The 11487-nt window shown below is 58.2% G+C and carries 8 protein-coding genes and 1 pseudogene; 2 read left to right on the top strand and 7 right to left on the bottom strand.

Annotated features, from left to right (window positions below; all coding sequences use genetic code 11):
- From AX692_RS17630 to AX692_RS17620, 3 genes and pseudogenes are all read right to left on the bottom strand, one after another.
- Positions 1-642 (bottom strand): annotated as a pseudogene (locus AX692_RS17630) (hypothetical protein); the annotation flags it as partial.
- A 64-nt stretch (positions 643-706) separates the two neighbouring features.
- A complete protein-coding gene (locus tag AX692_RS17625) occupies positions 707-1777 on the bottom strand; it encodes an AAA family ATPase (RefSeq protein WP_054590513.1) in 1071 nt (356 codons plus the stop codon).
- A 207-nt stretch (positions 1778-1984) separates the two neighbouring features.
- Positions 1985-2995, bottom strand: coding sequence for a site-specific integrase (locus tag AX692_RS17620; protein WP_230959565.1), 1011 nt, complete (start codon positions 2993-2995; stop codon positions 1985-1987).
- A 188-nt stretch (positions 2996-3183) separates the two neighbouring features.
- Between AX692_RS17620 and AX692_RS17615 the strand changes: the two genes are divergently transcribed.
- Positions 3184-4110: a hypothetical protein gene (locus AX692_RS17615; protein WP_073977794.1), complete on the top strand. Its 927-nt coding sequence runs from the start codon at positions 3184-3186 to the stop codon at positions 4108-4110.
- A 5-nt stretch (positions 4111-4115) separates the two neighbouring features.
- Here the strand turns inward: AX692_RS17615 and AX692_RS19320 are convergent, their stop codons facing one another.
- The 4 genes from AX692_RS19320 to AX692_RS17600 all read right to left on the bottom strand — a co-directional run bounded on the left by AX692_RS19320 (position 4116) and on the right by AX692_RS17600 (position 9054).
- Positions 4116-4397: a WGR domain-containing protein gene (locus AX692_RS19320; RefSeq protein WP_081095434.1), complete on the bottom strand. Its 282-nt coding sequence runs from the start codon at positions 4395-4397 to the stop codon at positions 4116-4118.
- 1012 nt (positions 4398-5409) lie between these two features.
- Complete coding sequence (locus AX692_RS17610) at positions 5410-6663, bottom strand: replication initiator protein A (RefSeq protein ID WP_081095436.1); 1254 nt, start codon at positions 6661-6663, stop codon at positions 5410-5412.
- Positions 6664-6841: 178 nt separating this feature from the next.
- On the bottom strand, positions 6842-7858 hold the full coding sequence (locus AX692_RS17605) for a ParB/RepB/Spo0J family partition protein (RefSeq protein ID WP_058803371.1): 1017 nt from the start codon (positions 7856-7858) through the stop codon (positions 6842-6844).
- Positions 7855-9054 carry an AAA family ATPase gene (locus AX692_RS17600; RefSeq protein ID WP_073977793.1) on the bottom strand — a complete coding sequence of 400 codons (1200 nt, stop codon included), beginning with the start codon at positions 9052-9054 and terminating at the stop codon, positions 7855-7857. The genes AX692_RS17605 and AX692_RS17600 overlap by 4 nt, the downstream gene beginning before the upstream one ends.
- 222 nt (positions 9055-9276) lie before the next feature.
- Between AX692_RS17600 and AX692_RS17595 the strand changes: the two genes are divergently transcribed.
- Positions 9277-11478: a strawberry notch-like NTP hydrolase domain-containing protein gene (locus AX692_RS17595; RefSeq protein ID WP_073977792.1), complete on the top strand. Its 2202-nt coding sequence runs from the start codon at positions 9277-9279 to the stop codon at positions 11476-11478.
- Positions 11479-11487 lie beyond the last annotated feature (9 nt).

Raw genomic sequence — 11487 nt, 5'->3', positions numbered from 1 at the left:
GCTTTGCGGGCGGATGTGCATGACAGGCTCGAGGCTGGCGATGCCGCCTTCCGCCTGATCGATGATCTCCCGGATCGCGCGTACCGGCAAATCCACGAGCAGGGCATGATAGGCGATCTCGGGCAGCCGGGCACGCGAGATGATCTGCCCGCCGCGTGCGGTCACTGCCGCGCGCACTTCATCTTCCCGTGCCTGGGCCTGAACCTCAGAGGCTCGGTAGATCAATTCGATCTCCAGCGGGACAAGCTCGTCCTCGCCGCGCTCCTCGATCTCCTCGGCGAGAAAACTGGCGTCGATTCGTTGGACCCTGTCCTGAGGCCCCCATGGTCGCAGATCGCGAAGCAGTTCGAACACGCCACGCCACGGCGTCTCCCCGAATTGCAGTTGATCGGCGTTCCAGCGCCTCCAAAGAGAGAGCAGTTCTGCGAGCGCGCGTGCGTCCGGAACAAGGAGGTAGGCAACGGGCTCCTTGTCGTCGTCGCTGCCTAACTCCTCCTCGTCGATCAGTTCGAGGCCGGGCACGCGCTGAACGGCTGCGGCAAAATTGTTCACCGAGCCACGGACTTCGAAGACGAGCAATCTCTCCGGTGCCAGGGCAGCCGGATCGGCACGCAGTTCGAGACCGCCCGGATCTCGCGCCAAAGCCTGGGCCAGGCGGTCGAATTTTGGGGCAAATGTGGCTTGCTGGCGATCCCGAGGGAAAGATTCAGGTGGTCGGGGAAATTTTTGCTGACCGGCGGGGCGTTGTCTTGATTGGTCTGGCGTCAGCCTCAGCAGGGGCTTGGTTGGATCGCTCGCCATCTACATTCCCGGGCCGTACGCGCGATTTCCATAGTTCAAGCTCTGTCTCGAGCGCATCATCGATCCCAATCTCCCCCAAACCCAATATCTGCCTGCGCCTCACATTTTGGCACAGGTCGAGCGCTTCGGCATAACTTACTTCGCCAAGGCGGGTCGCAAGCTTCTGTACAGTCATGCGCGGAGTTTCAGGCCAGCCAGAGATGACCCTGTCCAAAAACACCTCAAGCAGTTTACGATCGGGCTGTGGAAAAGCTAACCGCATCTGAAAGCGACGCCATACCGCGCGATCAAGCAACTCTGCATGATTGGTAGCCGCAACAACTATAACATACGGCGGCAATTGATCGAGTTGCATGAGCAAGAACGAGACCACGCGCTTGATTTCGCCGGTTTCATGGGTGTCGCCACGCTCTTTACCGATAGCATCAAACTCGTCGAAAAATAGGACGCTCGGCTGTGTGCGCACATAATCGAACAGTTTGCGAAGCCGGGCGTTGGTCTCACCAAGGTAACTGCCGATCAAAGCATCATAACGCACGACGAAGAATGGTAAGCCCAGCGCCTCCGCGATTGCCTCAGCAAAGGACGTCTTCCCGTTTCCAGGAGGCCCGGAAAGCAGAATCCGATGCCGTGGCTCATAGGCATGTGCGCGCAAAACATCAGCACGCATGTGCTCTTCGATCAGCTGACGACCATTCTCGCGCGCTGGCAACGAAAGGAGCAGATCATCAAATCTAACCCGCGCTTCGATTTCGATGATCGTGTCTCGACCTGGCCCGACCTGAGGCTGGGAGGTCGTGAGAGGCGGCGGCGTTACCGGCACGGTGCTTAGTGCGCGTTCGATGCGATCTGCAACGATGTGGTGATTTTTGGCTCGTTCGTCCGCCGCAATGGCCTCGGCCGCTGCGCGCAGCGTCTCACGGTCGCCAGCAACGCTGGCGCGAACGAGCGAGACAAGATGATCAGCGCGGGCCATTTTCTATGTTTCAGTCACTCAATCGGCAGGATCAAAATCGACTACCTGGGGAATCTAATGAAATTTTCCTGCGGTGTAATCAATTATTCGCGATCCAGCTCTAGCAGACCTAGCACGATAACGCCTCTGTCATATGTGACGCTCCGTAAGGGTACCTGAAACCAGGGACCATCGTGGCGCAAGCCAGCATTCCATAGCCTAGATTCTCTATAGAAAGCCCTCACCGGCGTGGTTCTCGAACAACGCGGCATCGCGAACATAACCGAGGAGCACCTCCACCTTCTTCTGACGCGATACCTCCTGCATCTTGGGCAGCGAGGCTCCGGCCTTGGCCGCCTCGGTCAGAAACCCTGAGCGCAGTGAGTGCGCACCGACTGCGGCAGGATCGAGCCCAACCTTTTCGGCGTAGCGCTGGATCAGGCGGGCAACCGAGCGATCCGACATGGGCTCCTTGGTCATCATCCCTTGTGCGTCGGTGCGGTAGAACAATGGACCAGCCTCCCCTCCCCTTACGCTGAGCCATTCGTTGAGGCGGGGACCGGGCTTGAGCACCTTGCCCGAGGGAACCGCGATGACCTGCCCTGCCCCCTCCTGGTCGGTCTTGGAATGCCGGATCGTCAGCTTGAGCCCCTCGCGCACCAGTTCGAGGTCAGCCAGCTGTAGCGCGACCAGTTCGGAACGCCGCAACGCCGCCGCCAGCCCAAGTGCCATGACCGCCCGGTCGCGGATAGCCCGCGGACTCTGGCCTTCGGCCGCTGCAATCATCCGCGCGAGATCAGCTGCCAGAATAGCGCTCTTCTTGCGCGTTGGCCGCGCACGCTGCTCGCGGCGGATCCCAGCAAGTGTGTCAGCAATCACATCGCGCGGATCTCGATGCTGGGGTGCTACCTGACCTGCCTGCCTGTGGTGCCAGGCGATGGCGGCAAGGTGCCGCCCGATAGTGCTGTCCGCCCTCCCCGCCTGCGCCAGCGAGGCAAGGTATGTGGCAACTGCCTCCGGCATAGCCGGCATAGGCTCAAGATCGCGCACCCAGCACCATTCTTCGAACTGCCGCCAGTCGCTGTCATAGGCTCGGACAGTGTTGGCCGCCTTGGAGCGCGCCCGGTATGAGCGGGCCACTTCGATTTCAGCCGCGAGCTGCGGCGGGATCACATTCCCCAAGGGCGCGAGCGCAGCCTCATCTGAGAGCCCCAAAGCCTTGCTGCTATCATCATCCAAGGCGACACTCCTCCAGCTTCAATGCAGCTGCTGTGCCCTGCCCTTGCCTTCGGGCCGGGGCGACATCGCAGCGCATTTCGCCTGCTTTATATAGATTAGCATGTCGTCCGTGAAGGGCGCTTATCGGACAGCAAATCCACCGTACAAGCTGGGTATACTTTTTACGCCATTTATATACTATCTGGCCGATGGTATCCGCCCCAGCACCCTGGCAACTGACGCTTGCCCGCATCGAAGGCGCCCTCCCCTTCATCTCGCCCGAGCTGTCCGAATGCCTTGCGCTGGCCTCACTCCGTCGCCTCTGGCGCGTGCATGTGCGCGATTATCCGTTTGATAATCTTGGAATTGAACACAATCCGGGGCTTGAGGCCGACGAGCTTGTGCGCTCGTGGTATTCCGAAGAACGCCGCCAGTTCTTGTCGTGGATCAGCCGGCGTGGTCACCCTCCCCTCGCCCGTGCTGCCAAGCTGGTTATGGCCGCGAAAAATCACTCCGAAGGATTCAGCGAGACATACAGGCCTGCTGATCGCGCGCTCGAACGGCTCGACGCGCTGCTGCCGAGCCGCGATCCGATGGGCACCCTCCTTGAATGGTTGGCGGAGCTGCGCACTGAAGAAATCGATTTCCTCGAAGGTGGCAGTGAGATGGTCCAGGTCGGTAGGTTCGCGGTAACACGTATGGCACCGCGTGGAGCGGCCTGGGCGGCATCGCTCGCTGCTGCCATGCGGCCGCACTTGTTTGGGTTGGGCTCGGCGCCAATGGCGCTTGCTGGGGTCATGCCGCGGGCTCTGTTCCGTGAACTTCACGAGGAACCCCTGCCCGTCCTATTAGGCCGTGCGCTTCAGGCTACCGCTGAGAGTGCAGGCGCTGACCTCCGTGCCATGCAAAGGGCTCACCTGCAGGCTGAGGGAGCACTTTCAGGCCTGTACGCCTCCTCGACGGCTCCCCTAGCTTGGCGTCTGGTAGCCGGCATCGGACCTCTCACCCGTGCGGAGCTTGCCAGAGGCCTTGGGGTGACCAAGCGAACCGCTTCACAATCAGTTGCGGCTATGGTGACTGCCAGCATGGTCAGCCTTCGAACTTCCGATGGCGCAATCGTCCCAACGGACACGTGAACGTATCATGGACCCCGGAATACTTCCCGGTAGCAAACGCCAATTCGTTGATGTGAGGTCGCTCTGCGACGCAGCAACTGTTCTACGAACTTTGTCGCCCTGCCTGCGTCGGCGAAGGATAACTTGCGTCGCTGTCCACGCGTTCCAATCCGCCCCCACGAGAATTCAACAATCGTGACACCGAACAGGTCCTGGCTTCGAGATATGGCGTACCGCCTTGCAACATTGAGATCGGGATCTTTGGCTTCGAGCCAAATCTGACATTCCCTTTGTCCATCCTCTAACATGCGGAGGACTATGCGATAGCCACGTGAAGTTAGGCCAATCGGAAGTTTGAATCACAGGTCCCTGTCGTGATTCACGGAATCGATCTTAAGGCTGTGACCAGCGCTAATCTGCCAAGGTGCCATGCCGGTGGAAGGTACGCATTGCACGCAAAGCGGTCATTGTCGAAGGGATATGTCGACCTTCCTTAATCTTGAATCAAATCAATAACAAATCCGCCGCAGGCGTGAACGTTAGGGGATTTAGATTCTAAGGTTAAGAGGTTACCTGCTCGCGATCAGTCTGCAAACTCCTGATTTCTCGCGAGTCGGGGCGGCTATGCCGAATCTGAAAACACGATGTTCTGTTTCTGATAGCACGACCGCCAGATTCTAATAACACGTCATCTGATGCCTGATCATACGTTCGCCACCTCCCCGCCCTGTTGATAACTTTGAAAGCGCGGCTGAGAACGTGAGGCCAGAGGATCAGTTAGCGTTCCGATTCACATATGATGCGCCGATCCCAAACTTTCTGATCCCCCATTTGCCCCTATGCTGAAACAAACGTGTTTTCGGAAATGTGGTATTTCCGGTCGAACGTGTTTTCAGGAATGGTTTTTGGAGGCATTTTCCATCGCCCAGCTTGAAGGCCGACCTGTCGGGTTTCTGGATCGCAGTGACCGAAGTGGAGCCTAAGGCGATCTGCCAGCTGGCTTGAGCGCTGCACAGTAGATCGCTGATTTCAGTCAAAGATGGACGGCAGAAGCACGGCCGTAGGGTCCATGCCGGTGCTCTTGGGCATAGTCAGCGATTTCTTAGCAGGCGCCGAACGTAGACGCGATCCTCTGATCGGGCGGGCTAAGCGAAGTGATTCCCGAAAACACGTTCGCTAGCTGCCGTGCATGATGAGACTGTTCTTATTGTTACGATAGATCGCTATGCCTGCGGCAGAGCGTAATCAGGCCTGAAGCCGAGCGGCAGCTCTACCAGCCCGCCGGGCGCCGCTACCAAGTCCTGCAGAAGGTCGCGATCTTCAAAAGCCCGGAAGCGTATGCTTGTTGCGCTCGTGGTGCTTCTTCATGAAGCCGTAGAACCGTTTCGAGTAGTTCCTTGGCAACTCATGCGGATTGCTGTTCAAAAAGGAATCGAATTGCCGCATCAGCACATCGAGATCCCAACCAGGACATTCAGCACGGATGGCCTGATAGATTTCGGGGTCAAGAGTGTCCTGCGCGCCCCCTCCCCTTCGCCGTGACTGAGATTGGCTTGCATTGCTGTCCAATGCCGCTGATGCATCGGCTTGCTGTTCGGGGCGCAAGCTCGCGCTCGTTGTTGCAAGGAGCTTGCGCACGAGGGCAGGATCAACGAATTCCTGCGGAGGGCTGACCTTGGCTGCCTTTTCGGGGGTTGCGCGCTGAATGCGCTGGGCTCTGCTCTCCGTGGTGACAGAGCCACTGCCCTCGGTTTTTCCAGAAGGTTTTTCGAGATGGCGACGCATCACCATCTTTAGCTTTGGGCGCGGCGTCTCTGCTCCAATGACCTCCAGACTGATATCCGGTAGGTTGTTAGCTCGCGCCAATTCAAGAATCTTGTTCTTGAACGAGGGTAGGGAGCTTTCGCTGCCGCTTTTCTGATGAAGAGTTTCGAAGCCAATCGTGAAACCTTCTGGCCCATTGCCACCAGCGTGCTTGCGAGCTGCGCGGTAGAGCCATTTCCCAAGTCCGCTCGTTATCTCGAAATACAAAGGCGAAATCGCAAGGACATTCCGCTTGTCCATGACCCCGTCGAAGAACCACTTGGAAAGCGTGATTTCCATCCCAAGCGAACGCTGGGTTCGCTCATCAACGAGATGAGTATAGCTATCGATCCACGAAAATGTGGTCTCGCGGGATTTGGAGTTTGCTCGGATGTTCGTCTTGATCGTCGTGGCCTGAAGACGATCAAGCGCTGCGATCAGTCGCTCATAGGCGCGCCCGCTTACACCCCAGCAGATTCGCTTGAGGAGATCGCCAGGTTGAACACGAATGGTCGGCGACAGGTCGTTGTCACCCCGCTCGCGCAATTCGTTGAGGTGAGACGCCAGATAGATCATGATATCTGCATCCCAGATGGTCGCCATCCCATAGGCTGGGTTGGCTGATACATGGACGGTGACCGACTTGTCCGGGCTGAGGTACTCAATGGGTTTCAGGCGCTTCTTCTTCGAAAGGCTGAAGAAAGGACGCTGCATGGTCTCCTGATAGTCCCGCAGCGAGATGTCGCTGAAATCAGGCAGCGTGAAGAACATCTCAAACTGCACCCGGCGACCGGAGGAGGACTGATCTTTCTCGCTCACGTTCTTCGCCTAGTAAATCTGCCGCTGTCCCACATGTGGGACAAGTGGGCTAAACATATGAAATAAAACGATAAAAGCCACATTTTCAGAGTGGTGAAGGCATGGCCATAGGTGGGTTCGAAACCCTCCTTCATGGGGCAGGCCTTTTTAGAATCTTCGCCTTCTCAATCAGAGGGCGCAATGCATCGAGGATTTCGTCAGCGCTCAAATCAGTGGGGTTGATCGTTATCGTGAGCCCTCGTGCACGATCCTTTTCGATGACACCAATGGACGATCCTGCGGCTTCGATTACGGCTTTCTGGGCACGGCCAGGCCTGCCCGAAACTGCCTTGAGCAGACGGACAACAACCTGAGGGCCAGAAATTGGCTCTTCGTCTCCGGATTGCCGGAAACTTTGTTCCGCAGCGATTTGCTTTGCTGCTTCCTCCATCCTGGGGCGCAGCGATGGGTTGCGTATGGCTGGAAGAAGCTTGTCACCGTACCGGACCTGAAGTTCCATTGGCGAGGCAAATGCGCTTACGATTGTTTGCGGGATCTCTGTCAGGCCGATGTACCGGGCGAGCGTAGATTTCGAGATCTTCACGCGTTCAGCAAGCCGTGCCTGAAGGCCATCGTAATAGGTGTCGACTGCTGCCTTGTAGTTCAAACCGCGTTCTAAGTCTGAGATATCTTCCCTCTCGCGGTTCTCGATATCAGCAAGGCGGAACGCAGCTTCGTCATCGAGATCTTCGATAATCGCTACGAGCTCGATATCCGGGTAGTGATTGGCGTTGAGCCACGCGACAGCCCAGTGACGCCTTGTGCCAATGATCAGTTCGTACTGCAGCTCACCTTGCTGTTTCCGACGCACGACTACTGGGATGCGGTTCCCGTTTTCTGCTTGGATCGACTCAATCAGAGATCGCAAACGGGGTTCGGTGAGCTGTTCGTAATCACGGGCGTTTCCCGGCCAGATCGAACATTCTGCAGGTTTAAGCCGGATGGTCGGGCGCTTGACCATCCGCGCTGCTTCCGTGAAGCCTTCAAGCCGACGTGTTGTGAAATTGCGCGATGCAGTTGCCCCTGCAGCGTCCTTGGCTTCAGAGACGGAAGGCTGGTCAGGGGCAGGGGAGGCGAGGGCCTCGCCAATCAATGAACGACGGCTCACGCTGCAACACTCCCTGCCGTGTCAGATGACCGTCTCGAAATGCTCTTCGACGGCCACTGCTCGTGTATTTCGTTCAGAACTTCTCCGAAGACTGCGTTGAGATTGTCCCGGCAACGCTGGTAGGTTGCGTGCGCTGCTGAAGGCTTGCTTTCATAGATCGACCGGAATGCTTGAGTAGCATTCTTGATTTCCTCAGAAGCCAGGATCGGCTGATTCAGCAGGAAATTGGCATATGTGGCCTTCATCATCTTCCACATGTCGGCTTCACCCGGCTTGCTGGGGGTGTAGGCCGAGCAGACGACGCGAATGAACCCATAATCAACAGGCGTTCCGTGATCCTCGAGGATCTCGATATTCTCGGCGATGGTGTCCATGAAATGGATGGTTGAAAGATAGTCGAGCTGCCTTGCCGGAACCGGGATGAGCATACCTGTTGCGGCGGCCATCACATTGAGGCCCAGGAACCCCATGGCCGGCGGAGGATCGAGCAAGACGACGTCGAAGTCCTTGATGATACTGTCGATGCCAATACGGAGACGCTGAAGTCCCTCGCGCACTGCTTGTCCGCCCTCCGTCAACGTTGCCGTGAGGTCCCACTCTGCATCCTGCAGGCCAAGGCTTGACGGCACTATTTTGATTGTAGGCCAAGCGGTTTCTCGGATTGCCTTCCTGAAATCATCGAATGTACTGCGAGGCGACAGGAAGTTTCCTAAAGTCTCCTCTTCGTCGATAAGTGCTTCGGGCTGGATGTCGAACATAGTTGTCGTTGACGCCTGCGGATCGCAGTCGATCACGAGAACGCTATATCCGTTCAGTGCGAGAAAATCGGCGAAATGCTTGGTAATCGTACTCTTGCCGACGCCGCCCTTGAAATTCTGCACGGCTACTACGACCGCATTCTCATGGGCTAGCTTGCCCGGATGAATGTTCAGCGCCCTGCGAATATGAGTAAGGTCTTCGAGCGTGTAATAGCGACGGCCATTGTTAAGCTGCTTCGGAGGCGCGAGACGTCCCTCCTTCTCTGCCTTGGCAAGCGCTTCAGGCGTTCTTCCGACCAATTCCGCTGCCGCCGTAGGCCCAAACGTGATATCCAGGACCTTGCGTTCATCAGGTTTGAACACCACAGCTTTGACCCGATCGCGCATCATTTCGCAGGATCTGGTCATATTTCGCAGTGTGTTCACGGTGTAGGACATGCGTCTGCCTTTCGATGAATCGCAGTTCTGCGACCCAGTTCGTGTTTTATGATCATTTTTGGCGGTAGAAGTCAAACCGATATCATCGGGATGGTGCCGGTCCCGAATTCCCGGCGCTGCCGGGCACCCCTTGTCGCATAGCCTGTGGTGATCACGGGCTCATAACCCCGAGGCGAGAGGGGAGGGGGATGGCCTGATGCGGTTCAGCATCAGGAGCAGACCGTGACCGACCATTTTGAACAATCCAGCCAGAAGCTGGACGCAGCAATCACCGAAATCCAGCACGCCATCGCCACCGGACTGGCGAACAAGCCACGCCTGTTTGAGGCGATGCGCCAGCTCTACGGGGAGGGCTCCGCAAACGGCGCCTGGAGCCAGAGGGACGCTTTTGACCTGCTCGAGGCGGCATTGACGCGCCACGTGGCCGGACTGCTGAACAAACCTCAGATGCTGACTCAGATTTCGGAGATCAGTGCGCTTATCGAGGCACTGCCGACACATACGGTCAGAAGTGAAGACCAGATCAGGTACCAGCAATTCTCGACGCCCGCAGACCTCGCAGCGTTATCCGTGATTTTGGCGCAGCCACTCGCAACCGATATCGTTCTTGAACCGAGCGCCGGACATGGCGCTCTGGTGGCAACTTTGCCCGATGTCAGCGCATTGCATCTCAACGAAATCGATCCGCGCAGGCGTGAAAAGCTGGCACTGCTGTTTCCCGATGCCACCATCACAGGGATCGATGGAGCCATGCTGGCTTCGCATCTCGACGCGGCTGTGCAGCCAAGCCTGATCCTGATGAACCCGCCGTTCTCCCGATCAATGGGGCGAGGAGCAGACGAGTTCGCAGCGGTGCGTCACCTGCGCGCTGCCATAACGCGCCTCAAGCAGGGGGGCAGGATCGTCGCGATCATGCCGGACTGGTTCACGACGAGCGCAAAGCTTGCGAAAATCTATGACGACACGTTCGCCTCTTGCACGGTCCGCACATCCATCCGGCTCGATAAATGCTATCACAAACAGGGCACCAGCGTGGCCGTGCGCTTGTACGTGATCGACAAGATCCCGGGGCAGATCAGGCAAGCAGTTTTGGCGCGAGAGACAGTTGCAGACGTCGCGTCTGCGGTTCCAATCATCAAACGCGTGACAGCCGAGCCCGACTGCGAACCGCGCGCGGTGCCGCCGAAAGCAAAGCCGGGTGCGCTCTTCAAAGCCATGCGGGCAACGCCGATCACAAAACCCGTCAAAGCGAGGGCAACCCAAGCCCCCAAGATCGAAGCACTGGCGTTCAGTACCCTGGACAAGCCGCGCGTGCTCGGTGAGCAAAGCGGGGTCTACATCCCGTACCGGCCAAGCCGGGTCGACATTGTTGGCGCACGCGAACATCCGACGCCGCTCGTCGAGAGCGTGGCCATGGGTTCGATCCCGGCACCTATCCCGGATTATGTCCCGGCGCTGCAGGATCGGGTCTTGCAGGAAAGCCTGCTATCCGAGGCCCAGATCGAAACTGTCATCTATGCCGGGAACGCGTGGCAGCAGTATCTGCCTGGCCTGTTTGCCCCGGCTGAAGAGGGCGTTGGCCTGCAGTTGGACGAGCATGGGCGCGCCTACCGCAAAGGCTATTTCCTTGGCGATGGCACGGGGGCGGGGAAGGGCAGGCAGATCGCCGCCTGCATCCTTGATGGCTGGCTTGCGGGACGCCGCAAGGCCATCTGGATCTCGAAGAACGAGAGCCTGCTCGAAGACGCGCGCCGCGACTGGAGCGCAATCGGCGGCCTTGCCGCCGACATTCAGCCGCTTTCCAACTGGAAGATCGACCAGGCGGTTCCGTTTCGCGAAGGGATCCTGTTCGTCACCTACCCGACTCTTCGCAGCCAGCGTCAGGACGCCACCCGCCTGAAGCAGCTGCTCGATTGGGCGGGCGAGGATTTCGAAGGTGTCATCGCCTTCGACGAGAGCCACGAGATGGGCGGTGTTGCAGGGGGCGAGGGCGCCCGCGGCACGAAAAGCGGATCGCTGCAAGGCATCGCCGGCGTGCTGCTGCAAAACAATCTGCCCGATGCCCGGGTTCTCTACGCCTCTGCGACCGGAGCCTCGGAGGTCAACAACCTTGCCTATGCCGTGCGGCTCGGTCTGTGGGGACCTAGCACTGCGTTTGCCAACCGCGAAGATTTCATCAGCCAGATCAGGGCAGGGGGCATCGCTGCGATGGAACTCGTGTCGCGGGACCTCAAGGCACTGGGCCTCTATCAGGCGCGCGCGCTCAGCTTTGCAGGCGTCGAATACGAGATCCTGAAACATGATCTGACCGCCGAACAGATCGCCGTCTACGACACTTATGCGGACGCCTGGGGCATCTTATGCGCAGCTGCGCATAAGATCGCTTATCGCGAGGAAGCGATAATGCGCAGGAACGCGGCGTAGTCGCGGAAT

Source organism: Erythrobacter donghaensis (assembly GCF_001557325.1).
GTDB classification, from domain to species: domain Bacteria; phylum Pseudomonadota; class Alphaproteobacteria; order Sphingomonadales; family Sphingomonadaceae; genus Erythrobacter; species Erythrobacter donghaensis_B.
This window is presented reverse-complemented; position numbering and strand designations above follow the sequence as displayed.